23 protein-coding genes and 2 tRNA genes are annotated in these 24,480 nt (G+C 35.3%); 11 read left to right on the forward strand and 14 right to left on the reverse strand.

What is annotated here, in order from left to right; genetic code table 11:
• Genes rnhB through fabZ form a run of 4 tightly spaced genes read right to left on the reverse strand, consistent with a single transcriptional unit; the run spans position 1 to position 3,009 of the window.
• A complete protein-coding gene (gene rnhB / locus A9G40_RS01020) occupies positions 1–591 on the reverse strand; it encodes a ribonuclease HII (RefSeq protein ID WP_065581519.1) in 591 nt (196 codons plus the stop codon).
• Positions 592–1,740, reverse strand: a complete 1,149-nt coding sequence (gene lpxB / locus A9G40_RS01025) for a lipid-A-disaccharide synthase (RefSeq protein WP_065581520.1) — start codon at positions 1,738–1,740, stop codon at positions 592–594. It abuts the gene before it with no gap.
• Positions 1,740–2,519 (reverse strand): acyl-ACP--UDP-N-acetylglucosamine O-acyltransferase, encoded by a 780-nt coding sequence (lpxA, locus tag A9G40_RS01030; protein ID WP_065581521.1) that lies wholly within the window; start codon positions 2,517–2,519, stop codon positions 1,740–1,742. The genes lpxB and lpxA overlap by 1 nt, the downstream gene beginning before the upstream one ends.
• A gap of 43 nt (positions 2,520–2,562) precedes the next feature.
• Positions 2,563–3,009, reverse strand: coding sequence for a 3-hydroxyacyl-ACP dehydratase FabZ (gene fabZ / locus A9G40_RS01035; RefSeq protein ID WP_065568254.1), 447 nt, complete (start codon positions 3,007–3,009; stop codon positions 2,563–2,565).
• 231 nt (positions 3,010–3,240) lie between these two features.
• On the opposite strand from fabZ, the gene fkpA reads away from it, so the two are divergent.
• Genes fkpA through tusC form a run of 3 tightly spaced genes read left to right on the forward strand, consistent with a single transcriptional unit; the run spans position 3,241 to position 4,789 of the window.
• Positions 3,241–4,050, forward strand: coding sequence for an FKBP-type peptidyl-prolyl cis-trans isomerase (gene fkpA / locus A9G40_RS01040; protein WP_065581522.1), 810 nt, complete (start codon positions 3,241–3,243; stop codon positions 4,048–4,050).
• A 4-nt stretch (positions 4,051–4,054) separates the two neighbouring features.
• On the forward strand, positions 4,055–4,420 hold the full coding sequence (tusD, locus tag A9G40_RS01045; RefSeq protein ID WP_065581523.1) for a sulfurtransferase complex subunit TusD: 366 nt from the start codon (positions 4,055–4,057) through the stop codon (positions 4,418–4,420).
• A 15-nt stretch (positions 4,421–4,435) separates the two neighbouring features.
• Positions 4,436–4,789, forward strand: a complete 354-nt coding sequence (gene tusC / locus A9G40_RS01050; protein ID WP_065581524.1) for a sulfurtransferase complex subunit TusC — start codon at positions 4,436–4,438, stop codon at positions 4,787–4,789.
• A 208-nt stretch (positions 4,790–4,997) separates the two neighbouring features.
• Here the strand turns inward: tusC and nagE are convergent, their stop codons facing one another.
• On the reverse strand, positions 4,998–6,491 hold the full coding sequence (nagE, locus tag A9G40_RS01055; RefSeq protein WP_065581525.1) for an N-acetylglucosamine-specific PTS transporter subunit IIBC: 1,494 nt from the start codon (positions 6,489–6,491) through the stop codon (positions 4,998–5,000).
• 248 nt (positions 6,492–6,739) lie between these two features.
• On the opposite strand from nagE, the gene nagB reads away from it, so the two are divergent.
• Genes nagB through A9G40_RS01070 form a run of 3 tightly spaced genes read left to right on the forward strand, consistent with a single transcriptional unit; the run spans position 6,740 to position 9,963 of the window.
• Positions 6,740–7,546 carry a glucosamine-6-phosphate deaminase gene (gene nagB, locus A9G40_RS01060; RefSeq protein WP_065581526.1) on the forward strand — a complete coding sequence of 269 codons (807 nt, stop codon included), beginning with the start codon at positions 6,740–6,742 and terminating at the stop codon, positions 7,544–7,546.
• A gap of 11 nt (positions 7,547–7,557) precedes the next feature.
• Positions 7,558–8,700, forward strand: coding sequence for an N-acetylglucosamine-6-phosphate deacetylase (gene nagA / locus A9G40_RS01065; RefSeq protein ID WP_065581527.1), 1,143 nt, complete (start codon positions 7,558–7,560; stop codon positions 8,698–8,700).
• A gap of 36 nt (positions 8,701–8,736) precedes the next feature.
• Positions 8,737–9,963 (forward strand): ROK family protein, encoded by a 1,227-nt coding sequence (locus A9G40_RS01070; protein ID WP_065581528.1) that lies wholly within the window; start codon positions 8,737–8,739, stop codon positions 9,961–9,963.
• A 59-nt stretch (positions 9,964–10,022) separates the two neighbouring features.
• Here A9G40_RS01070 and asd read toward each other — a convergent pair whose 3' ends face one another.
• From asd to A9G40_RS01085, 3 genes are all read right to left on the reverse strand, one after another.
• Entirely contained in the window at positions 10,023–11,126 is a 1,104-nt protein-coding gene (gene asd, locus A9G40_RS01075) for an aspartate-semialdehyde dehydrogenase (RefSeq protein WP_065581529.1), read from the reverse strand.
• Positions 11,127–11,436: 310 nt separating this feature from the next.
• Positions 11,437–11,513: transfer RNA gene (locus A9G40_RS01080), tRNA-Pro, on the reverse strand.
• 26 nt (positions 11,514–11,539) lie between these two features.
• Positions 11,540–11,615, reverse strand: a tRNA-His gene (locus A9G40_RS01085).
• Between the two features lie 531 nt (positions 11,616–12,146).
• Between A9G40_RS01085 and A9G40_RS01090 the strand changes: the two genes are divergently transcribed.
• Both A9G40_RS01090 and A9G40_RS01095 read left to right on the forward strand, forming a co-directional pair.
• A complete protein-coding gene (locus A9G40_RS01090; RefSeq protein WP_065568294.1) occupies positions 12,147–12,827 on the forward strand; it encodes a response regulator transcription factor in 681 nt (226 codons plus the stop codon).
• A 17-nt stretch (positions 12,828–12,844) separates the two neighbouring features.
• A complete protein-coding gene (locus A9G40_RS01095) occupies positions 12,845–14,143 on the forward strand; it encodes an ATP-binding protein (RefSeq protein ID WP_065581530.1) in 1,299 nt (432 codons plus the stop codon).
• On the opposite strand, the gene A9G40_RS01100 is transcribed toward A9G40_RS01095, so the two are convergent.
• A complete protein-coding gene (locus tag A9G40_RS01100) occupies positions 14,140–14,814 on the reverse strand; it encodes a M15 family metallopeptidase (protein WP_176700413.1) in 675 nt (224 codons plus the stop codon). The genes A9G40_RS01095 and A9G40_RS01100 overlap by 4 nt on opposite strands.
• 254 nt (positions 14,815–15,068) lie before the next feature.
• Here A9G40_RS01100 and A9G40_RS01105 point away from each other — a divergent pair, with 254 nt between their 5' ends.
• From A9G40_RS01105 to A9G40_RS01115, 3 genes are all read left to right on the forward strand, one after another.
• On the forward strand, positions 15,069–16,187 hold the full coding sequence (locus A9G40_RS01105) for a bifunctional tRNA (adenosine(37)-C2)-methyltransferase TrmG/ribosomal RNA large subunit methyltransferase RlmN (protein ID WP_065581577.1): 1,119 nt from the start codon (positions 15,069–15,071) through the stop codon (positions 16,185–16,187).
• A gap of 29 nt (positions 16,188–16,216) precedes the next feature.
• Positions 16,217–16,825 (forward strand): hypothetical protein, encoded by a 609-nt coding sequence (locus A9G40_RS01110; RefSeq protein ID WP_065581532.1) that lies wholly within the window; start codon positions 16,217–16,219, stop codon positions 16,823–16,825.
• A 71-nt stretch (positions 16,826–16,896) separates the two neighbouring features.
• The gene (locus tag A9G40_RS01115) at positions 16,897–17,472 is read left to right on the forward strand and encodes a manganese efflux pump MntP (RefSeq protein WP_065581533.1); all 576 of its coding nucleotides are present in this window, start codon (positions 16,897–16,899) and stop codon (positions 17,470–17,472) included.
• A 178-nt stretch (positions 17,473–17,650) separates the two neighbouring features.
• Here A9G40_RS01115 and A9G40_RS01120 read toward each other — a convergent pair whose 3' ends face one another.
• The 5 genes from A9G40_RS01120 to A9G40_RS01140 form a co-directional block, all read right to left on the reverse strand.
• Positions 17,651–19,780 (reverse strand): AAA family ATPase, encoded by a 2,130-nt coding sequence (locus A9G40_RS01120; protein ID WP_065581534.1) that lies wholly within the window; start codon positions 19,778–19,780, stop codon positions 17,651–17,653.
• A gap of 14 nt (positions 19,781–19,794) precedes the next feature.
• Complete coding sequence (locus A9G40_RS01125) at positions 19,795–21,426, reverse strand: hypothetical protein (RefSeq protein ID WP_065581535.1); 1,632 nt, start codon at positions 21,424–21,426, stop codon at positions 19,795–19,797.
• A 375-nt stretch (positions 21,427–21,801) separates the two neighbouring features.
• The gene (gene groL / locus A9G40_RS01130) at positions 21,802–23,448 is read right to left on the reverse strand and encodes a chaperonin GroEL (protein ID WP_065581536.1); all 1,647 of its coding nucleotides are present in this window, start codon (positions 23,446–23,448) and stop codon (positions 21,802–21,804) included.
• 46 nt (positions 23,449–23,494) lie between these two features.
• Positions 23,495–23,788, reverse strand: a complete 294-nt coding sequence (locus tag A9G40_RS01135; protein WP_034915350.1) for a co-chaperone GroES — start codon at positions 23,786–23,788, stop codon at positions 23,495–23,497.
• 147 nt (positions 23,789–23,935) lie between these two features.
• The gene (locus A9G40_RS01140; protein ID WP_065581537.1) at positions 23,936–24,370 is read right to left on the reverse strand and encodes an FxsA family protein; all 435 of its coding nucleotides are present in this window, start codon (positions 24,368–24,370) and stop codon (positions 23,936–23,938) included.
• Between the last annotated feature and the right edge of the window lie 110 nt (positions 24,371–24,480).

Below are 24,480 nucleotides of genomic sequence, written 5' to 3' on the forward strand. Positions count from 1 at the left end.
TTAAAATAAGACTAAATGCTTAACTGGTGCAAAACTTTTACGATATAAATGATTAATACCATGTTCTTTTATTGCCGCTAAATGCGCTTTAGTTGGATAACCTTTATGCTTAGCAAGACCATATTGTGGATACAACTTATCAAGCTCAACCATTTCACGATCACGAGTAACTTTAGCCAAAATTGAAGCAGCACTAATCTCTGCTACCAATAAATCGCCCTTAATAACCGCTTGGCTTTGAATACCAAAATCAGGACAACGATTACCATCAACTAATACAAAATTGGGTTTAATAGGTAACCCAGATACAGCACGTTGCATTGCTAGCATAGTGGCATGTAATATATTTAATTTATCGATTTCATCCACTGAAGCGCGGGCAATATTCCACGCTAAAGCATCTTGTTTGATTATGTCAAACAGTTGTTCGCGCTTTTTTTCAGTCAATTTTTTAGAGTCTGTTAAGCCTTTAATTGGCTTGTTTGGATCTAAAATAACAGCAGCAGTAACAACATCGCCACAAAGTGGACCGCGTCCGACTTCATCAACACCAGCAATCAGTGTTGCATTTGGATAAGTAAAATCTAACAACTATGTGGATCCTCTAATTACATCAATTACCGCTTGTGCTGCTTGTTCATCGGCATTACAACGAATTTGATTATGTAAAGATAAAAAGGTTTCCTTCAATATACTATTGTCGCTTTCTAAAAAAGAAATAATATGATTAGTAATATTTTCAGGTGTGCAATCTTGCTGTAATAGCTCTGGCACAATCGCTTTACCCGCTAAAATATTAGGTAAAGAAACATAAGGTGTTTTAATTAATTTTTTAGCGAGCCAAAATGTGAAAGGCTTCATCTTATAGCCAACTACCATCGGACATTTAGCTAACATACATTCTAGTGCTACTGTGCCTGATGCTAAAATTGCAGCATTACTGGCAATCATTGCTTCACGGGCATGACCATCTAATAATTGTACATCAAGTGTTGGTGCTATTTCGGCTTTAATTTGTTCAAACTCTTGTCGTCTTTTCGCATTGACTAGTGGCACAACAATATGTAGATCAGGATAGCGCTTACGCAAGAGTATTGCCGCTTTTAAAAAAGGTGCTGATAATAATGCAACTTCAGCATGACGACTACCAGGTAATAAAGCTATACAACGACTATTAAGCGGAATACCTAATTGTTGGCGCATAGCGTGTTGATTTGGGTTAAGTGCAATGTCATCCGCCATTTTGTGACCGATAAAACGGCAAGGTACATCAAATTTATCATAAAACGCTTTTTCAAATGGCAAAAAAGCTAAAATAAGATTGGTATTGCGTTTAATTTTGAAAACACGTTTTTGTTTCCAAGCCCAAACCGAAGGGCTAACGTAATGAATGGTTTTTATACCTGCTTGCTTTAATTTACCTTCTAAAGAAAGGTTAAAATCAGGCGCGTCAATACCAATAAATATATCAGGTTTAAGCTGAATTAAGCGTTGAGTGATATCTCGACGGATTGATAAAATACGACGTAAACGCCCCAATACTTCAACAATTCCCATAACTGACAATTCATCCATTTCATACCAAGCTTGGCAACCTTCGGCTTGCATTTGAGGGCCAGCAATACCAACAAATTCAATATTTGGATGATGTTTTCTCAGCGCACGAATCAATCCTGCGCCAAGAATATCACCAGAGGTTTCTCCAGCAACTAGAGCAATAGTTAACGGTTTATTGACCATTAACGGATGATGCCTCGCGTTGAACGGGTAAAGAAGTCAATAAAAAGTTGGGCTTCAGGCTGTTGTTTTGCAACAGCTTCAATTTGAACTTTGGCTTCTTCTAACGTTAGGCCATTTCGATAAAGGGTTTTATAGCAGTTGCGAATCGCTTGTAAAGCTTCTTTGCTAAACCCTCTACGTTTTAGCCCTTCGTAATTTACGCCATGAGGTGTTGCATGATTACCTTGAGCAATAACATAAGGTGGAACGTCTTGCGCAACGCCTGAACAACCACCAACCATCACATGCGATCCAATAACACAAAATTGGTGTACTGCGGTCATACCGCCAATAATCACATGATCACCTAATTGAACATGCCCACCTAAAGTAGCGTTATTTGCTAAAATACAGTGATCACCAATATAACAATCGTGTGCAACGTGAGCATTAATCATCAATAAATTATCACTACCAACACGAGTTAACTCGCCACCTTGAACCGTACCACGGTGAATAGTGACGCTTTCGCGAATCATATTGCGATCGCCAATTTCGGTACGCGTTGGCTCTCCACGATATTTTAAATCTTGGTTTACTTCACCAATTGAGACAAATTGATAAATTTGGTTATCTTTACCAATTTTGGTGTGACCATTGATGACAACGTGCGATTTTAAAAAGGTTCCGTCACCAATTTCAACATTTTCACCAATAAAACAAAAAGGACCAATTTTGACGTTATCGCCGATTTTAGCACCTTTTTCAATGACTGAACTTGGGTGTATTTCTGTTGCCATAGTATTTCCTTAAAACAATTTGGAATATTTTAAATACCAAATGTTATTTACGAGCGCACATCATTTCGGCTTCGCAAACTAACTTGCCATCAACAGTTGCAACACCATGGAATAGCGCAATACCACGACGCTCTTTAATATACTCAACATCAAGTACAAGCTGATCACCAGGTACAACAGGACGTTTAAAACGCGCTTTGTCAATTGAAGCGAAATAATAAAGTTGCCCAGGAGACAGCTCTTCAATGCTTTTAAATGCCAAAATACCCGTTGCTTGTGCCATGGCTTCTAAAATTAATACGCCAGGGAAAATCGGTTTGTTTGGGAAGTGTCCTTGAAAGAATGGCTCATTCACCGTCACATTTTTTATCGCTTTTAATGTTTTACCTTTTTCATAACTAATCACGCGATCAACCATTAAAAATGGGTAACGATGGGGTAATAAACTGATGATCTCTTCAATATCAAGGGCATTAAGTTCGGTAGTCAAAATAGCTATCCTTATACATTATTTACTCTAAATTCTATACATTATAACTGAGGATACCGCTTTCACTCAAGGATGATTTAAATTGCGAAATATTGTCTGCCCTAATTTGTTATCAACATATTAATACAGATTTATAAAATAAATGATCCACAAGCACTATATTATCCTATACCAAATCATATATAATAATTAAAATAATCAACTAAAAAGTTTATAACTTGGAGAAGTATAATGAAATCATTGATTAAAATGACCTTAGTAAGTGGCGCCATTGTTTTAGCATTATCGGGATGTGATGATAAAAAAACAGCTGAATCGAATACTGAAACAACGGAAAGCAAAGTCACTCTTTCAACTGATGCACAAAAAGAAGCTTATGCTTTAGGTTCATCATTCGCAACCTATATGAAATCAAATTTGGAACAAAATGAAATTAAGCCTGATCAAGAATATTTAATCAGTGGTTTCAATGAAACATTCCGTGATGCATCGCAACTTTCAAAAGATGATGTTAAAACTATTTTAGATGCGTTTGGTAAACGTATTCAAGAAGAAAGTAAAGCCCGTTTTGAAAAAGAAAAAGCAGATAATACAGCTGCTGGCAATAAATTTCGTGAAGAATTTGCTAAACAAGATGGCGTTAAAAAAACCAAATCTGGATTGCTTTATCAAATCATTAAAGAGGGTTCAGAGAGCCATCCAACAGCTGAAGATACAGTTATTGTTCATTATACAGGGACATTAACTGATGGGCGTAAATTTGATAGTTCTTATGACCGTGGTGAGCCAGCAACATTCCCACTTAACGGCGTAATTAAAGGTTGGACAGAAGGCATTCAATTAATTGGCGTTGGCGGTAAAATTAAACTAGTGGTTCCACCTGAATTAGCTTATGGAGATCAGAGTTTCCCTGGTCAAAATGATAAAGCCTCTATTCAACCTGCTTCAACCTTGGTTTTTGAAGTTGAATTATTGGGCATTGATAATGGTAATGCCAAGGACCAAAATTCACAAGAAACTAACTCACAGAAAGCAAAATAATTTTGTGAATTCATTAAATTATACACTTGTTGTTTTGGGTCCTGCTTATGGGACCCAATCTGCTTATTGCGCTTACCAATTTGCGCATACATTGCTGACAAAAACTTCTCATTCAATTAAAAATATCTTTTTTTATGCTGATGGCATATATAATGCCAATCATTATACAGATCCAGCTAATGATGAGTTTAATTTAGTTGTAGCATGGCAACAGTTAGCAAAGAAATATTCATTAACATTAGCTGTGTGTGTCGCAGCAGCGCAAAGACGTGGTGTTACTGAGGGTAATCTTGCTGAACATTTTGAATTAACAGGGCTTGGTGAACTGAGTGAATCAATTGCTATGTCAGATCGTACGGTTCAATTTTGATTTAAGGTCGTTAGAATGAAAAAAGTGGCAATTATTATTAGCTCACCACCGCATGGAAATGCTAAAGGTCGAGAAGCGCTCGATGTAGCTTTAGCTGTATCAGCCATCAATCATGTTTCGGTTTTTTTCATAAATGATGGGGTATTGCATTTATTGCCTAAGCAACAACCTAATCAAATTTTAATGCGTGATTATATTGCTACACTTAATATGCTTGAACTTTATGATATCGAAGATGTTTATGTATGCGAATCTTCATTAGAAGCACGAAATTTAGCAAATGCCACATTAAATATTCCTAATAAAGTGCTTGATGCGCTATCTATAAGTCAACTACTTTCTATTCAAGATGTCATCTTACGGTTTTGATTTTATAGTGAAAAGTATATATTTCCTGAAACTTCTTTACAAATATAATATTCAACAATAAAACTAATCTGATTTTTATTAGCTATATTTTTATACGATATAAATTCATATAGTATAAATAATCCACCCTACCTTTCAGCAAAGCTGATTAATAAGATGGATTACCATGTTAAGTCGATTTAATCGAATAAGTTTTATTTTAACTTAATTAGACTAGCTTTTTCATCCCGTCGGCAATTTTTTCAGCTTGCGTTCCAACGACAATTTGTACGCCCGTTTTACCTAATTTAATAACTGCCATTGCTCCTAGTGCTTTGGCTGCTGGTTCATCAATTAGATCAGAATCATTTACACCTAAACGCAAACGTGTAATACAAGAATCAATATTAGTTAGGTTTTCTTTACCACCTACAATTGCTAAATATTGCTCGGCAAGTTTAGAAATATCACCAACAGCTTGCTTTTGCTGAACATTTTCGGTTGATGAAACAGTAGTATCATCGTCTTCACGACCTGGTGTTTTAAGGTTAAATTTAACAATAACAAAGCGGAATACCACATAATAAACAACAAAGAACACTAATCCTTGAAGAATTAACATATACCAGTGAACAGCAAGCGGATTACGACTTGAAAGTAGCATATCCACTAAACCAGCACTAAAACCAAATCCTGCAATCCATTGCATTGCGGCAGCAATATAAAGTGAGATACCAGCCAAAACAGCGTGTACAAAATAAAGCATAGGTGCAACAAACATAAAGGCAAATTCTAACGGCTCGGTAACGCCTGTAAAAAATGCAGCAATAGAGGCTGCAAACATAATTGATGCAGTTTTCTCTTTATTGCCTTTTTTAGCTGTATGATACATAGCTAACGCTGCGCCAGGTAAACCGAACATCATAACAGGGAAAAATCCTGCCTGATAACGGCCAGTAATGCCTACTGTTGCTAACCCACTTTCAATAGATTTTTGCCCACCTAGGAAGTTTGGAATATCATTGATTCCAGCCACGTCAAACCAAAATACTGAGTTTAAAGCATGGTGTAAACCAACCGGAATAAGTAAGCGGTTGAAGAACCCATAAATACCTGCACCAACAGCGCCTAATTCTTTAATATATTTACCAAAAGCGACCAAAGCATCATAGATAGTCGGCCAAACAAAAAATAAAATAGCTGAAATTAATAGCATAACAACTGAAACAATAATAGGTACAAGCCTTTTACCACTGAAGAAAGATAATGCTTTATGTAATTCAACTTGGCTAAAACGATTATAAAGTTCCGCAGCAATAATACCGACAAGTATACCAATAAATTGGTTATTTATTTTTTTATATGCCGCTGGAACTTGAGCATCCCACCCATCTAAACTGGTGTCAATGCCATTAAATAAGGCAATAGAATTTGGAGAAAGTAAGGTTGTAACAACTAAAAAACCAACCAAACCAGACAAGGCAGCCGCACCATCTTTATCTTTAGACATGCCGTAAGCAACACCAATAGCAAAAAGTATTGGCATATTTTCAATAATTGCACCACCAGATTTAATTAAAAAAGCGGCGAAAATATTGTTTTGCCCCCAACCATTGGGATCAATCCAATAGCCAATCCCGAGGAGTATTGCCGCAGCCGGCAGAACGGCAACAGGCACCATCAGTGAGCGCCCGATACGTTGCATATAAGCTAAAATTCCCATAAGTGTTACCTCATATTTGTTGAAATGGTACTTAAAGAAGTATATGTAATTATATATTTTTAAGTAAAAACAGCTTGGTTATTATATTTCATCTTATATTATTTTACTTCGCAAATTAATTATTGCTTTTTTGTGACTAAAATCACTATATTTTTTGATTTATTGTCTTAATATAGTAAAATATGTTCAACATTTTTTACTTGAAAAAAAAAGAGTTTATTTAATTATATCAAAAGAGGTGATATCTCATGAGACTTATTCCTTTAGAAAATGCACAAGAAGTCGGCGCTTGGGTTGCAGAGCGTATTGTTAATAAAATTAACCAATTTCAACCAACATCTGAGCGCCCTTTTTTGCTAGGTTTACCAACAGGAAGTTCACCATTAGTTATGTATCAACAACTCATTAAACAGTATAAAGCCGGAAATGTTAGCTTTAAACATGTTGTTACATTTAATATGGATGAATACGTAGGACTTCCAGAAGATCACCCGCAAAGTTATCATACTTTTATGTATGAAAATTTTTTCAACCATATTGATATTGACAAAAATAACATCCATATACTAAATGGTAATGCACCTGATATTGATGAAGAATGCCGTCAATACGAAGCGAAAATTAAAGCTTATGGCAAAATTAATATTTTTGTCGGTGGCGTTGGCCAAGATGGACACATTGCCTTTAATGAACCAGGATCTTCACTTTGTTCTCGTACGCGTATTAAAACATTAACCGAAGACACACGCATTGCTAACTCTCGCTTTTTTGACAATGATGTCAATCAAGTGCCAAAACATGCATTAACTATTGGTGTTGCAACTTTAATGGACGCGCAAGAAGTGATTTTGTTAGTTTGCGGTCATAACAAAAGCTTAGCGCTACAAGCAGGTGTTGAAGGTAGTGTTAACCATCTTTGGACCGTAACTGCACTACAAATGCACCCTGCATCAATTATTGTTTGTGATGAACCAAGTACTGATGATCTTAAAGTGAAAACCTTAAAATATTTTAAACAGATGGAAACTGATAATCTTAAAGTAACCATTTTATAAAGGATAAACTTATGTACGCATTAACAAATTGCCGTATTTATACAGGTTATGAAATCCTTGAAAATCACGCTGTTATTATCGACGGCAATAAGATTGCAAAAATCTGTAAACAAAACGAATTGCCGGTGGGCATCACCATTAAAAATTTACAAGGCGCAATAGTTGCGCCTGGGTTTATTGATATTCAAGTCAATGGTTGTGGCGGTGTACAATTTAATGAAACGCTTGATGCACTAAGTGTTGAAACATTAGAAGCAATGCAGGCAACAAATCTTATCTCTGGTTGTACTAGTTATTTACCCACTTTAATCACATCGACTGATGAATTCATGATAAAAGCGGTTAAAGTGATGCGTGAATATCTAACGACGCATAAAAACCAAGCACTTGGCTTGCACCTTGAAGGTCCTTATATTAGCCCTGAAAAGAAAGGTATTCATGATGAAAATATCATTCGACAACCATCGCAAGAAATGATTGATTTTTTATGTGAAAATGCTGATGTCATTAAAATTATTACTTTAGCGCCAGAAAAAGTAGAAAGTCACTTCATCAAACAATTGGTTAATGCAGGTATTCATGTGTCTGTTGGCCATTCTAATGGCCATTATGATGATTGCCGTCGTGGATTTAACGATGGTATTCGTTTGGGAACGCATCTGTTTAATGCCATGCCTTATATTTCTGGGCGTGAACCTGGTGTTGTTGGCGCTATTTATGATGAACCTGAAGTTTATGTTGGTGTTATTGCTGATGGTCAACATGTAAGTTGGGCAAATATTCGCAATAGCCACAAAATTAAACAAAATCATTTAATTTTAATTACCGATGCAATGTTACTTGCTGGATCAAACTTAGAATCTGGTGTATTTGCAGGTAAAACCATTTATTATAAAGATGGTCGATGTGTTGATGAAAATGGGACGTTAGGCGGCTCTTCCTTAACCATGATAGAAGCTGTAAAAAATGCAGTCGAATATGTGGGTATCGCCTTAGATGAAGCATTAAGAATGGCGACACTTTACCCAGCAAAAGCAATTGGTGTTGATAAACAACTTGGCTCAATTAGTGAAAATAAAATTGCGAACTTGGTTATTTTTGATCGTGACTTTTCAAACGTGAAAACGATTGTTAATGGAGAGATGAACAGCTAGAATGCTAGATAGTTAACGAAAATATTGAGATAAAATATGACCTTTAATTATCTAAATCTAGTTGGCAATGCTGAATTAATCAAACAATTAAATTATGCCATGATTTACCGTTTGATTGTTCAGCAAGCGCCTGTATCTCGAATTCAACTGGCGGAAATTAGCCAATTAGCACCAGCAAGTATAACTAAAATTACTCGTCAACTTCTTAAAAGCAATCTAATAAAAGAAGTTGATGCACAACAATCAACAGGCGGGCGACCAGCCGTTTCAATACAAGCAAAATTTGATTATTATCAAACAATTGCTGTTCAATTAAGTCGTTCCCGTGTTACCATTGAACTTTATGATCTTGGTGCTAAAAATCTAGTTACCGAAATTTACCCACTAACTACATTTACCCAGCAATTGGCTGAAGAGTATTTAATCGCGTTAATTGAAAAATTTATAGAACAGAATAGTAAAAAGATAAAACACCTTGTGGCAATATCTGTTGTACTACCTGGTTTGGTCGACTCTGTACGCGGAATTATTCGTTATACACCGCATATTCCAGTTAAAGCATGGCCTTTAGCCGAAGCATTACACCATAAGTTTAATATTTCGATTTTTATTGGTAATGATATTCAAAGTTTAGCTTTAGCGGAAAGTTATTTTGGCTCAACCCAAGATGTAGATGACTCAATTTTGATTCGTGTACACCGTGGTGTTGGATCAGGCATCATTATCAATCAACAACTGTTAACTAATCATAATCAAACAGTGGGTGAAGTTGGTCATATCCAAGTGGATGCATTAGGTGAGCGCTGTCATTGTGGTAACTTTGGTTGTTTAGAAAATCGAGTTATTAATAAAGCAATTGAGCATCGAGCCAAACAAATGATTGAGCAAGGTTACCCAACTAAATTAAGTTTGGGTAATTGTAATATTGCCAATATCTGTAAATATGCTAACCAAGGAGATGAATTGGCAATTAAGTTAGTCAAAGATGCCGGTGAAAATCTTGGTAGAGCAGTTGCTATGATGGTAAATATTTTTAATCCACAAAGTATTGTATTAGCGGGCGAGTTGACAAAATCTCCCGAAATACTATTGCATGCGGTAAATAGTGCATTAAATACACAAAGTTTAGAAGAATTAAGAAAAAATCTTACTCTTCATTGTTCATCGCTCAATGACCGTTCAGCAATTGGCGCGTTTGCATTAGTGCAACAATCTTTATTTAATGGTTCATTATTAATGACATTGCTGGAAGATAAAGAATAATAGCCTATAGTTATAAAAAGTAAAGCCCAACAAATCGGGCTTTACTTTTTATATCTAGTTTAAGCTAAAATGCGTAACATTCTACGCAATGGTTCAGCGGCCCCCCATAGTAATTGGTCACCGACAGTAAAAGCTGATAAATAATCTTTACCCATATTAAGCTTACGTAATCGGCCAACTGGTGTAGTTAAGGTACCTGTTACTGCGGCTGGTGTCAGCTCTCGTATGGAAATATCACGATCATTTGGCACGACTTTTACCCAATCATTATGGGAAGCAAGTAGTTTCTCAACTTCTGGCACGCTAATATCTTTTTTCAATTTAATCGTAAACGATTGACTATGACAACGTAATGCGCCAATACGGACACAAAGTCCATCAACTGGAATAATCTCGCCAGTCCCTAAAATTTTATTGGTCTCAGCCTGACCTTTCCATTCTTCTTTACTTTGCCCATTATCAAGCGCTTTATCAATCCAAGGGATCAGACTACCTGCTAATGGCACACCAAAATTATCAGTTGGTAAACTACCGTCGCGCATTTTTTGCGTCACTTTTCGCTCAATATCTAAAATAGAAGAATTAGGATCCTGTAGTTCTTTAGCAACCTCCGCATTTAACATCCCCATTTGGGTAAGCAACTCACGCATATGACGCGCACCGCCACCAGAAGCCGCTTGATAGGTTGAAACCGATACCCAATCAACTAAGTTTTCAGCAAATAATCCACCCAGTGACATCAACATTAAACTTACTGTACAATTACCGCCAACAAAGGTTTTAATACCTCTATCTAAAGCAGTATGGATGTTAGCTTTATTAACAGGATCAAGAACGATAATCGCATCATCTTCCATTCTAAGTGTTGATGCAGCATCAATCCAATAACCTTGCCAACCAGTTGCACGCAATTTTTTATAAATTTCAGAAGTATAATCACCACCTTGGCAGGTAACAATAATATCTAATGCTTTCAACGCATCAATATTATCTGCACTTTGTAATATACCAGTCTTACCGCCCAAAGTAGGCGCTGCTTGACCCGCTTGAGATGTAGAAAAGAATACAGGATTGATATAATCAAAATCGTGCTCTTCAACCATACGTTGCATAAGAACGGAACCAACCATTCCGCGCCAACCGACAAAACCGACATTTTTCATATGTTATTTCCAATAATTAGAGTTTATATAAAGAGATATTTATTATTAAAACAAAATATCATCATAAAACAAGCCAGATAAGAATTATTATTGTAAATAAGAAGATGATAACATGACGTTATATATTAATATGATATTTAACCAAAATAACAAAAAATTGAGAGAGGAAATGGTTTCAAAAGTTGCAATAAATTTAATTAAAATATTAGGCAATGACTGAAAATAGATGACTGGTAAATGAAATCAGTATGCGGATTGTTATATAATACTCAATAGCTAAATTCCAAATAAGTAGAATTTTATTTAAAAATGGTCGGCGAGAGAGGATTCGAACCTCCGACCCACTGGTCCCAAACCAGTTGCGCTACCAAGCTGCGCTACTCGCCGTTATAATTTTTTTCGCATTCTATAAATGGGGTGGCTAATGGGATTCGAACCCACGACAACTGGAATCACAATCCAGGGCTCTACCAACTGAGCTATAGCCACCATAGAATCAGGACAAAATATTACGCATAAAAAATAATATTGTCCAGCACATTTTTAAAAAAATACGCCAACTGATTATATAAAAAGCGCTAAAAGTATAAAATTTAATTACCTTCAATGCGAACTCACACCTTATTGCTTACTAGCTTACTAAATAGCTAGCATTCACTTTAGCAGCTACGCTAAATTACTAAATTTTTCTTGCCTGATTACTTGTTGTTTCAATTTTTATCTCCATATTTTATTCATAAAAATAGGTCATTAAAAATATTACTTCACTGTATCTTTACTTAGAATTAAATAATGCGCTGGCATAGCCAATACTCAATGCCACTTATTAACTTGAGTGGAAAATATATGTTGTAACATAGAGCTACTTTAAAAACTATTTATATTATTAATAATAGTAAATTACATTATCGTGCCTCGTTCAAAAATATGTAATATTTTAGTAAAGGAGCCTGACTTTTTTTTTATTATTGCAATAATGTAAAAACCTAAAATTAGATAACAATGGCGATTGCGATTATGATAAATATTTTATTAATTGATGATGATATTGAACTATCACAAATGCTTAGTGAATATTTGACTAATGAAGGTTTCAATATCAAAAGTGTTTATTTGGGTAAAGATGGTATTGATGAAGCATTGTCAGGAAAATACCGTGCTGCAATTTTAGACGTGATGTTACCTGACATTAATGGTATTGATGTCCTTAAAAGCATACGGCAACAGCGTAACATGCCTGTTATTATGTTAACGGCCAAAGGCGATAATATTGATCGCGTTTTAGGATTAGAATTAGGCGCTGATGATTATATCCCTAAACCTTGTTATCCGCGTGAGTTGTTAGCCCGATTACGTGCTGTTTTACGTCGTTTTGATGAACGTTCAGTAGAAACAGTTGATGATAAAAAATACCATTTTAATGGCTTAACCTTAGATCTTCCCCAACGTTTATGTACGTGGAATGGAAAAGCTATTGACTTAACATCAACCGAGTTTAATTTATTAGTTTTATTAGTAAAACATAGCGAGCGAGTAGTAACTAAAGAGGAGTTATCAGAGATCGGTCTTGGTCGAGCACGAGAACTTTATGATCGTAGTGTTGATGTTCATATCAGCAACATTAGACAAAAACTACATCAGATAGCACAAAATGATGTGACAATTGAAACAATTAGGGCTGTCGGTTACCGTATCCGCTAACAACCAATAGGCTTGCTATGAATCGTCGATTATTCTGGAAAATACTCATTATATTTTGGGTTATTTTCTACCTCACTTTCCAATTAACTTGGATTGCATTTTCTATTTATGTAGAAAATAAAAATCAGAAATTTCTTAATCATATGCCGACAAAAGTGGATATGATAGCCCAGTTATTACATGTAGCAGGCGAAGATGAGACGCTTAATTTTATAGCCCATTTACCTGAACGAGAAAGAGCTTTATTATCAATAAAATTAGTTTCTCCAATCAATGAGCAAGTCAATATTTTGACCGACGAACTAGAAACACCAACCTATGTTTATCAACGCATGGCTGTCGCGCCTGATGGCACGCTTTATTCTATTTCATTTAAAGAAGATAAGGATAAAGATGATAAAAAGACATTATTCAATATGCCAATGCCAATTGTGTTAATGGGAATATGTGTTGGGCTAGCTTTTAGCTTGTTTTTGGCATGGAATCTAACTAGACCCATGCGGTTATTAAGACAAGGTTTTTTTCGCGTATCTCAGGGTGATCTTTCTGTTCGATTATTCCAAAAATTAAAACCTAGGCGTGATGAGCTTAGCGAATTAGGTAAAGATTTTGATATGATGGTTGAGCAACTTAATATTCTTATCTCAGATCGTCAAGCTCTTCTTCATGATGTTTCACATGAACTAAGAACACCACTTGCTCGTTTGCAACTAGCGATTGGGCTTGCTCAACAAAACAAACAAAATATTGATACCGCATTAGCTAGAATCGAATTAGAATCAGAACGATTAGATCAGCTAATCGGTGAGATTCTAAATTATTCTCGTGCTGAAATGAATAATCGTACCGATGAATATTTTGATTTAAAAGACTTAATAAGTGTAGTAATTAATGATGCTAACTATGAGGCTAATCATCAGCTCATTGATGTACATTTCAACTTATCGTCCGTTACTCATTCTATTGTTAAAGGTAACTCAGAGCAAATTCGCCGAGCTATAGAAAACATTATTCGTAATGCGATTCGCTTCTCTAAAGCTGGACAAGCTGTCGAAGTTTCATTAAAAGAAGCAGGCAAGTATTTACAAATTGAAGTTAAAGATCGTGGGCCTGGTGTAGAAGCTAATAAACTATCGAGTATTTTTGAGCCATTTGTCCGTATCCAGTCTCCTCAATTAGGCAAAGGTTACGGGTTAGGTCTTGCGATTGCAAGAAAGACCGTTATTATGCATAACGGCACTATTCAAGCAACCAATCGTGATGGTGGTGGATTAGTTGTAACAATCGAATTGCCTTATTGGAGAAGCAGTAATTAACTATAACAGTCGCTATTAATGGTGAGCACGTACTGTTTAACTAGACTTTCTAGCTTAATTTTATCGTGACCTATAAAATCTAAAGTTTTTATAATAGCGTCTGGATCACTTTCTAGTATCGCTTTGTACTGCGCAATATATTGGCTGGCGATGGGCTTGTAGGACCAATGCCATTCTTCGGGTTGATATCCGCCTTTTCGTCCCTCATTAAATGCTTGGCAAAATCCATATTTGGGTAGGTTTTCTTGTAACCATTTGTAAAGAATGATGCCCTTTTTATCATTTTTAAAATATGCAGATGAAACGCTGGTAATATCTATATCTGTACCCCAGTGGTGCCTTGATGTACCTGGCATTGATGAGTATTTTAAAATCTCTCGGGCAATTTTCTCAGGGTCATTGAGCTTATGAGATAAAGCCTCCCATTTTCGTTGCCAAATTCCGTTTTGGTAAGCGTAATTGCGTGTTGCACTTACCACAATAAAAGGAATATTGGGGTGATCTTTTTTGAAGTCTTTAAACGCTTTTATTAGCTGATCAGCAACTTCTTTTTGTAGATACATTCCCTTTTTATTAACTGGTAATTGAGTTAAATCCAATGCAATAAAATCACTATCTTTTCTTTCATCAAACTGCCCTGTTAGTTTATTTAATGGAATTGTTTGCGCCATAGTAATACTCGAACATAAAATTAACATTAATGATGAGATTAAAATAAGAAGTGTTTTTAAATTTATTAATTTACTTTTCATTTTAAATATTACATATATTCTTTATAGTAAGATGAGATGAAAAACAGTATAATCTTTTTCCTAAAAATTGAAATAGCCATAATGTGTAAAAACGAGGCCTTATGTCAACACTATGTACGTCAAATATATCTGTAAATTTATCAGATACTTCAAACTCAATAAATCTAACCACAATGAACCCAAGTAAAGAAAAAGTAAACTTACTCAATTTTACACGCCAACAATTAAGAGCGTTTTTTATATCACTTGGCGAAAAGCCATTTCGAGCCGATCAAGTGATGAAATGGATCTATCATTTTGGGATAGATGATTTCGATCAAATGACCGATATCAATAAAAAGTTACGTGAGCAACTAAAAACTTTAGCTGAAATTAAAGCGCCAATGATTGCAATGGAGCAACGCTCATCAGACGGCACAATTAAATGGGCACTTGATGTGGGCAATAACCAAATGATTGAGTCGGTTTATATTCCAGAACGTGATCGTGCAACATTATGTGTTTCATCACAAGTTGGTTGTGCATTAGAATGTAAATTCTGTTCTACCGCACAACAAGGATTTAACCGAAACTTAACCGTTTCTGAAATTATTGGTCAAGTATGGCGCGCATCAAATGCTATTGGTGTAACAGGCAAACTGGCGGATAGACCAATTACCAACGTCGTTATGATGGGGATGGGAGAGCCGTTACTTAATTTATCTAATGTAGTGCCCGCGATGGAAATTATGCTAGATGATTTTGGCTATGGTTTGTCAAAAAGGCGTGTAACACTATCCACCTCAGGGGTTGTTCCTGCTTTAGATAAGCTCGCTGGTATGATTGATGTGGCACTGGCGATATCACTTCATGCGCCTAACGATACTATTCGCAGTGAAATCATGCCAATTAATGAAAAATACAATATGACTATGTTGCGTGATTCAATTTTACGTTACCTTTCTTGTTCAAATGCGAATCATGGAAAAGTTACTATCGAATATGTATTACTTAATCAAGTTAATGACGGTGTTGAACACGCACACGAACTTGCTAAATTCCTAAAAAATGTACCAAGTAAAATTAACTTAATTCCTTGGAACCCGTTTCCTGGTGCGCCTTATTCTCGTTGCTCTAGTTCGCGTATCGATCGATTTATGAAAACATTGATGGGATATGGTTTTACTGTAATTGTTCGAAAAACGCGCGGTGACGACATTGATGCCGCATGTGGTCAATTAGCTGGTGAAGTTGTTGATCGTACCAAAAGAACGCTGTATAAAAAACAAAGCTTGGTGCAACAAACATTATAAAGGAAAAAAACAGCAAAAAGGGGAAGTTGATGAAAAGAAGCTTGATATTAAACTGTTTTGCTCTGATCATTTTATCTGGTTGTCAAATCAAAAACAGCGATGAATTTGATCCAGAAAAGGCCGCTTTAGCAAGAATGCGCCTTGGGTTAGGCTATCTTGCCAAAGCAAATGGATCGGAAGCTAATGTCAAAGCAGCGCATTATAACCTCAAATTAGCGGCACAATATTCACCAAATAACCCACAAATTATGCTAGCAATGGCAATGTTTGATCAACATGTTGGTGAATACGAGGAAGCCGAGATGATCTATAAGCGCATTATTTTTATGCAACCTGGTAATGGATTATATCATGTGCATTACGGCTCTTTTTTATGCGGGCGAGATCGTTACCAAGAAGCACAGCAACAATTTAAGCAAAGTCTTGATTTAGATCGCCACCGTTGGAAAGCTGATACCTATGAACAATATGGATATTGTGCTATCCAAAATAATGATAAAAAAACTGCTGAGTTAATGTTTAAGCAACTTTTTCAATACGACGCAAATCGGCGTGATAATGTGAAAAAAATAGCTGAGATTTATCAGAAAAAGGGCGATATGAAAGTTGCCAATTATTTGTTTTCAGTCACAAAATAGTAAGCTGTAAAATATTATTATTTAAACCGTACTAACATCATCATTATAATTTTAAGTATAAAGAAGATATCATGAGTTTTTGGGCTATTTTATTATTAGCACTGGCTATGTCGACCGATGCCTTTGCTGTCGCTGTATGCCGCGGGGTTTCGCTTAAATCAACCCCATTTTTAGGTGCACTCAAAGTCGGTATTTTATTTGGTGTTGTTGAAGCTATTACACCACTCCTCGGCTGGTTAGTTGGCTATATTGCACTGAAATATATCGAACAATGGGATCACTGGGTTGTTTTTACTGTCATGTTATTTTTAGGTATTAACATGATTTACAATAGCTTTAAAAAAACTGATGAAGATTGCCTAGAGGATAAAGAAACATCATCAAAAAAATCCTTTCTAATACTAATTTTTACAGCTATTTCAACCAGCATAGATGCATTTGCTGTTGGTATTGGATTAGCGTTAGCAAGCGTGAATATTTATTGGGCTGCAACAATGATTGGCATAGCAACCTGTTTAATGGTAACGATTGGATTATTATTAGGTAATAAATTAGGATGTTTAATTGGTAAACGAGCAGAATTTTTAGGTGGTTTAGCGCTTATTATGATTGGCACAATTACGCTTTATCAACATTTATCTAATTAGACTTTCACTTTTCTTCATCTAGTAACATCGCTTAGCTTTTCAAACAGGACTATCATAATAGCATTTATCACGTTAAAGTATCTAATAGATAAGATTGAAACCAATTTAGTTAACTTTAAACTAAACTGTTACCTATTAGAGGTAACAGTTTATGGAAAATACTTCTATTTAAATCTTTTTAAATTTTACAAAATGTCATATCAAAGCTACGATCCTGTTGATTATAGACCGCTTTAAAGGCACCTTTGTCATGAGGATTTTGCAAAATATGATTGACGATAACTGGTCTAATATTTGCTTTAATATAACCAGGTAATCCTCTCGCACCACGAATTAAATCGTAGTGATCATGACAAAATGAGCTTATGCAAGAATCAGATATTTCTACAGAAAAACCTCGAGGTTGATATGCTTGATTCAACTTGTCAATTTCACGGCGAATAATCCGCTCGATAACGACCATTGGCAAACGTTTGAAATGGAGAATATTTTCTCGTCCGTTAAAACGATTAAGTAGTTCTGAACGATAAGTGTTATTCAGGTCATTTGTTGCCAATTCACATGCAGCTTCATCAGAAAGGTTTGGATCTAAATAATAAGGTTGCCCGATATTTGAAGTCATAATAATCATAATATCAGAAAAATCGACTGTTCGACCGACATTATCAGTTAATCGTCCATCCGATAAAATCTGTAAAAAGATATTAAATACATCAGGATGTGCTTTTTCAATCTCATCAAATAGATAGATTCCAACTGGTTTTGCTCTAACAGAGTTTGTCAAAATGCCTCCAGCTTCAAATCCTTCATATCCTGGTGGCGCACCAATCAATTTAGCAACAGCATGTTTTTCCATGTATTCAGACATATCAAAACGTACCAATGATTTTTCATCACCATAGACATATTGCGCTAAGGCTTTAGCCATCTCAGTTTTACCTACACCAGATGGGCCTAAAAATAGGTAAGACATTGCTGGGCCTGATTCTTCTAGCGCATCGACTTTAGCGACTTTCACCGAATTAGCGACATGTTTAACAATATTATCTTGACCAAAAATTCTCGATAACAAATTTGCCTCTAAATTAATCAAGTTTTCAACTTCATTTTCATCTAGTTTGTTTGTAGGTATTCCCGAAACTTTGCTAAATTCAGTGATAACTTCTTGACGGTTAAGCCGTAAATCTTTGTTAGCTAGCATAACCAATTTTTGGTGTTGTTCGTTATTTTGTACTATTTCTGCATCAATCTGTCGAATCTTTTCCTTTAATTTGGTAACAGCCGGTGAGTCAAATCCACCAGCTGTTAGCTGTGCAAAGGTTTTTATTGTTGTTGATTCCAAATTTTTATTATTATCCTCTTCTTCTTGCAATTGGCTGATCTCATCTTGCAATTTAAAGCGTAATGTTTCGGCCTCACGTTGATATTGGTAAGTTTTATTGATTTCTGACTTTAATTCTTGCCAATCTTGTTGCCATTGTTCAAGTTGTTGTTGCAAATCTTGCTTTTCTGTTTCATTGGTACTTTTGGCTATCTTATTCATTAGCTCAATTATTTTAGGATGCTGTTTATGCGTAAGTTGACGATAACTTGCAAGCGCACGATCAAGTAAAGCAATCGCTCGTTGCGGTTGTGCTCCACCTAAACCTAAACTATCTCGATACTTACTGGTTAAATGTATCGCTTCTTCAACAGCATCTTCATCAACTTCAATTTTATGGTATGCAGATAGCTCTTTAGCAACACTAGAAACGATCGATCTTAAATCATCCCCAATCGGCTCTTTAACATCATAAAGAGTGTAAAGCTCTGGCATGTTTGTGCTGGCTTTTAATACATTACTCAATTTATCATCGCGGACTTCTAAAATAACTTGGAAATTATTTGCTTTGTCTGCGTTATTTAATGCATTGATAAAATGAGCATTGCCAGTATTATGTGCTGCTTCTAAAAAATTAGCCGTATCAGTAATAATCAATACGGATTCTGGAGTTTGCATTAGCTTTTTTAAAATACTTTGAAACTCATTGTTTATCTTAGCGCTATCACCACTAGAAAAAAGCGCATCACAATTTAACCAAAACAGTTTTTTTACAATCAAATCAAACGGTGTATCTGGACTGTTTTTAGCTGCTTGCAAACCAAGGGTAAGCATTGAAACACCGACACCAGCAGGACCTGTTAGCAAAAGTGAATTTGATGATTTTCGTATAAGAATAGATGATATTCTTTCTAAATCATGTTCCCGACCCACTAAAGTAAAATTAGGGTATTGCGCTAAATATTCACGCCCTCTAACTAAATACATTGTGCATTCCTTTATTATAGTTTAAAGGGAGAGGCAGTTTGCGAGCTCTCTTTTTTATTCTCAGATTTTTCTGATAAAACATCACCTGTCACAGCAATAAATTCTCGCGTATCACTTTGAACATCTTTAGACATTCTTTCAATTTCTTCTAAATTTGCTCGCATTGTTTCTAATGCTGAACGTGTAATTTCAGTAGCTTCTTTTTGGGTGTCACCAAATTCTGCTAAGTTCTGTAACATCGCTTCTAAATCATTATTAATTTCATCACGACCAGTTGCAATTCGGATGGCTTCATTTTTAGCTATGTCATTTGTTACTCGTGTCATTTCAGCTAAAGTATTACCTGCCATAGATTGCGCCTCATTAATTGCTGCTGAGTTAACAGCAGTAACCACAACACTAAGTTGTGAAGCAACCGATGCAATTCCTCGTGAATGCATTGCTCTGGCACTTTCAACTTGTTTTTTGGTTGCAGCTTGCATATTGCGAATTTTAATGGCTTCAGTTGTTAATTCACCATAGGTTTGCATGGTATCAACCGTTGCTGTTGATACAGTATCGATATGTTCATCTAAATTGCGTCTAGCTTCATCAAGCTTCATTGATTCTAATAGGTTGTCGCCAACATCTTTATGCTCAAGCTCTTCTCTACGTTCACGGTGAACTTTCTCAACTTTTTTAGTCGCTTCGTTCATAATGGCATAAATTTGTATCATATTGCCATTATTATCGCTAAGCCCTTCTATTTGTTTAACCATTTTTTCAAGGTGATTACGAATTGCACCAAAACGTTCTTTGCCTTGATTAACAAATTTTAATGCCGATTCAACCATATCAGCTTGGCGTAATGTATGCTGTTCTGAAGTTAGGTTCAGTAACTCCTTTAGTTTTTCAACATCGATTGAATCCTTGCGTTGTTCGTGGCGTTGTGCAATTTCTATCTGAATATCACTTAATTCTTTTTGTTTATTTTGTATTTGCTGTTGTAACTGTACAATAGTTTCCTCATTAACAGTGATTTTAGCTTGTGATGCAACTTTAATTTTTCCTAAACCAAAAAATTTCCTATCATTTTGTAACAAAACGATTTCTTTTTGCAAATTAGTTATTTTCTCTTCAATACTAGTAATTTCGCTTTGCACACTTGCTTGTTGCGCTATCTTTTCTTCATCCCATTGTTGATCCGCTTTTATTTGCGCTAAAGCATTTCGAGTCAAACCATTTTGGCGTAAGTTATACAGTGCGTCTGTAAGTTCAGTAAGTGGTTTAATTTTTTCAATAAAATCATTAAGGTCATTATTAAAGTCAGAATATACCCGCTGTAACTCAGCAAACACTTCGGTATCAGTCATTTCGATGCGCTGTTTAGACATCTCTTCTGAAATGGATTGTAGATATTCTTTAAATGTATCAAATTCTTGAATTTTGGCTCTATCAGCTTCTTTATTATCAGTAAATTCTAAAATATGAGTGACTTCTTCTACTTTCTGTTCAAGTGAAAGGTTATCTGAAAAAATAACTTTAAAAAAAGTATTTTGTTGAATATTTGAAAGCGGATTTTCTACTTTAGCGCTTTTTTGTCGTTGCCTAACTGAAGAATCATTTTGTTCGGTACCAGTTACTTTTCTCTTAGAAGATACACTCATTGTTTTTTTCCTTATTATTTAACTATTTTAAATCCTATTTCAAATGAAAAGGAGAAAGTTTGGAATAATTAATTTACACTTATAGAAAAGACAAACTCCATCTTTTCATCATGTTATTATCTATTTAACAGTTTATTTTGACAAGTAAAACTGCTATTGATAATAAAAAAGGAAAATGAGCAACATATATAATTTAAACCATTTACTGGCATATAAAAGTATTATCTAAGCTTCATATTTAACTTTAATCAATTTAACGGCGTATTTTTAATTTGTTTTATTTGGTAAAAATAAGGCAAGAAATTAATAAGAAAAAACCACTCGCATGAACGAGTGGTTTATATTGATAAATTTAAGGAGTAGCAACAGATGAGGTTACATCATTCCGCCCATACCACCCATGCCGCCCATACCACCAGCAGCACCTAAATCAGCTTTATCATCTTTAGGCAAATCTGTCACCATACATTCAGTAGTAATCATAAGACCAGCAACAGATGCAGCATATTGTAATGCACTACGAGTTACTTTAGTTGGATCTAAAATACCCATTGCAATCATATCGCCATACTCTTCAGTTGAAGCATTGTAACCATAGTTACCTTTGCCGCCTTTAACCGCATTAACCACAACTGATGCTTCTTCACCACAGTTAGTCACGATTTGACGTAATGGCGCTTCCATTGCACGAAGAGCCACTTTTATACCTACGTTTTGATCTTCGTTAGCACCTTTAAGTTCTAAAATCGCTGATGCAGCACGAACAAGAGCAACACCACCGCCAGCAACAACACCTTCTTCAACTGCTGCACGAGTAGCATGTAACGCATCTTCTACACGCGCTTTCTTCTCTTTCATTTCAACTTCAGTTGCTGCACCAACTTTAATTACTGCAACACCGCCAGCTAATTTAGCAACGCGTTCTTGAAGTTTTTCTTTATCATAATCAGAAGTAGATTCTTCGATTTGTTTACGAATTTGTTCAACACGCGCATTAATTAAAGACTCTTCACCAACGCCATCAATAATGGTTGTATTATCTTTATTGATAACAACACGTTTAGCTTGACCTAAATCTTCAAGTGTTGTTTTTTCAAGCTCTAAACCAATTTCTTCTGAAATTACAGTACCAGCAGTTAAAATTGCAATATCTTGTAACATAGCTTTACGACGATCACCAAAACCAGGTGCTTTAACAGCTGCAACTTTAACAATACCGCGCATAGTATTTACAACTAAAGTCGCTAATGCTTCGCCTTCAACATCTTCCGCAATAATTAATAATGATTTACCTGCTTTAGCGACCGCTTCAAGCACTGGTAATAATTCACGAATATTAGAGATTTTTTTATCAGCTAATAAAATATATGGGCTATCTAATTCAACTGTTGCTGTTTCAGCTTTGTTAATGAAGTATGGTGATAAGTAACCACGATCAAATTGCATACCTTCAACAACATCAAGCTCATCTTGTAAACCTGTGCCATCTTCAACAGTAATAACACCTTCTTTACCTACTTTCTCCATTGCTTGTGCAATTAATGTACCAACAGTTTCATCCGAGTTAGCGGAAATTGTACCTACTTGTGCAATTGCTTTAGAATCGGCACATGGCGCAGATAATTTTTTAAGTTCTTCAACAGCAGCAACAACCGCTTTATCAATACCACGTTTTAAATCCATTGGATTCATACCCGCAGCAACAGCTTTTAAACCTTCATTAACAATCGCTTGAGCAAGCACAGTTGCAGTAGTTGTACCATCACCTGCTGCATCATTTGCTTTAGAAGCGACTTCTTTCACCATTTGTGCGCCCATATTTTCGAATTTATCTTCTAATTCTATTTCGCGAGCAACAGAAACACCATCTTTAGTAATAGTTGGTGCACCAAATGATTTATCTAATACTACATTACGTCCTTTTGGACCTAAAGTTACTTTAACTGCATCGGCTAATACATTAACGCCTTGAAGCATTTTGATGCGAGCATCGTTACCAAATTTTACATCTTTAGCTGCCATCTTCGTATTTCTCCTAAATTCTGTCTATAGTTTAATTATTTGCCAGTTATGCTTGAACAATGGCTAAAATATCGCTTTCAGATAAGATAAGCACTTCTTCGTTATCGATTTTTTCTGTTTTAACGCCATATCCTTCGTTAAAAATTACGATATCACCCACTTTCACATCTAATGGCTGTACTTGACCATTTTCTAAAATGCGACCATTACCAACTGCTAAAACCTCACCTCGTGTTGATTTACCAGCAGCTGAACCAGTTAACACGATACCACCCGCTGATTTTGATTCTACTTCTTTGCGTTTAATGATCACGCGATCATGCAATGGACGAATTTTCATTAGTTATCTCCTAACACTAATTTTAATTAAAACAATTATTATCAATAAATCATACAATTATGATTTTCAAATGTAGTGCAAACTATATGGGGACAATTTTAAATTCTTCAAGGGAAGAAAACTAAAAAAAGTCTAATTGATTATTTATCAATCATCTTTACGTTTGAATTCACCTTCAATAATATCACTGTCTTGATAATGTGTTTGCGATGATGAAAATTGAAATCTCATCGGTATTTTTCGAACTATAAATTCTACAATATAATCTTGAACACAGGGAATTAATAAAATTGCGCCAACAACATCAGTTAAGAAACCAGGAATAAGTAAGAAAAAACCAGAAAAAAGCAAAGATACACTTTTTATAATTTCAGCTTTAGCACTTTGATTATTGGCGATTTTTTGTTGCATAATACTTAGATTTTTCAAACCTTGTGTTTTAACTAATGAAAAACCAAGAATTGACGTTGCAATAATACAGGTTAATGCAAGTAAAACACCAATTGAATTTGCAACAGCTATAAAAATACTGATTTCGAAATAAACATAAATAAAAAAGAGAATAAAACCAACAAATCGCATATAACAATTCCTATAAGCACAAAGGGATAGTATTAGAAATTAGCTATTAATATGAAGATGATTAGCTAATTTTCAACCAAACAATAAATATTTTTTAAAAAATTTTACAA

It is taken from the genome of Gilliamella sp. Nev3-1 (assembly GCF_001690435.1).
In the GTDB taxonomy this organism is placed as follows: domain Bacteria; phylum Pseudomonadota; class Gammaproteobacteria; order Enterobacterales; family Orbaceae; genus Gilliamella; species Gilliamella apicola_C.

Excerpts from the sequence above, each read along its gene's own strand:
- lpxB (WP_065581520.1), bottom strand. The coding sequence starts at position 1,740 with ATGGTCAATAAACCGTTAACTATTGCTCTAGTTGCTGGAGAAACCTCT.
- lpxA (WP_065581521.1), bottom strand. The coding sequence starts at position 2,519 with ATGGCAACAGAAATACACCCAAGTTCAGTCATTGAAAAAGGTGCTAAA.
- fkpA (WP_065581522.1), top strand. The coding sequence starts at position 3,241 with ATGAAATCATTGATTAAAATGACCTTAGTAAGTGGCGCCATTGTTTTA.
- tusC (WP_065581524.1), top strand. The coding sequence starts at position 4,436 with ATGAAAAAAGTGGCAATTATTATTAGCTCACCACCGCATGGAAATGCT.
- nagE (WP_065581525.1), bottom strand. The coding sequence starts at position 6,491 with ATGGGAATTTTAGCTTATATGCAACGTATCGGGCGCTCACTGATGGTG.
- nagB (WP_065581526.1), top strand. The coding sequence starts at position 6,740 with ATGAGACTTATTCCTTTAGAAAATGCACAAGAAGTCGGCGCTTGGGTT.
- nagA (WP_065581527.1), top strand. The coding sequence starts at position 7,558 with ATGTACGCATTAACAAATTGCCGTATTTATACAGGTTATGAAATCCTT.
- A9G40_RS01070 (WP_065581528.1), top strand. The coding sequence starts at position 8,737 with ATGACCTTTAATTATCTAAATCTAGTTGGCAATGCTGAATTAATCAAA.
- asd (WP_065581529.1), bottom strand. The coding sequence starts at position 11,126 with ATGAAAAATGTCGGTTTTGTCGGTTGGCGCGGAATGGTTGGTTCCGTT.
- A9G40_RS01095 (WP_065581530.1), top strand. The coding sequence starts at position 12,845 with ATGAATCGTCGATTATTCTGGAAAATACTCATTATATTTTGGGTTATT.
- A9G40_RS01100 (WP_176700413.1), bottom strand. The coding sequence starts at position 14,814 with ATGGCGCAAACAATTCCATTAAATAAACTAACAGGGCAGTTTGATGAA.
- A9G40_RS01105 (WP_065581577.1), top strand. The coding sequence starts at position 15,069 with ATGAACCCAAGTAAAGAAAAAGTAAACTTACTCAATTTTACACGCCAA.
- A9G40_RS01110 (WP_065581532.1), top strand. The coding sequence starts at position 16,217 with ATGAAAAGAAGCTTGATATTAAACTGTTTTGCTCTGATCATTTTATCT.
- A9G40_RS01115 (WP_065581533.1), top strand. The coding sequence starts at position 16,897 with ATGAGTTTTTGGGCTATTTTATTATTAGCACTGGCTATGTCGACCGAT.
- A9G40_RS01120 (WP_065581534.1), bottom strand. The coding sequence starts at position 19,780 with ATGTATTTAGTTAGAGGGCGTGAATATTTAGCGCAATACCCTAATTTT.
- A9G40_RS01125 (WP_065581535.1), bottom strand. The coding sequence starts at position 21,426 with ATGAGTGTATCTTCTAAGAGAAAAGTAACTGGTACCGAACAAAATGAT.
- groL (WP_065581536.1), bottom strand. The coding sequence starts at position 23,448 with ATGGCAGCTAAAGATGTAAAATTTGGTAACGATGCTCGCATCAAAATG.
- A9G40_RS01135 (WP_034915350.1), bottom strand. The coding sequence starts at position 23,788 with ATGAAAATTCGTCCATTGCATGATCGCGTGATCATTAAACGCAAAGAA.
- A9G40_RS01140 (WP_065581537.1), bottom strand. The coding sequence starts at position 24,370 with ATGCGATTTGTTGGTTTTATTCTCTTTTTTATTTATGTTTATTTCGAA.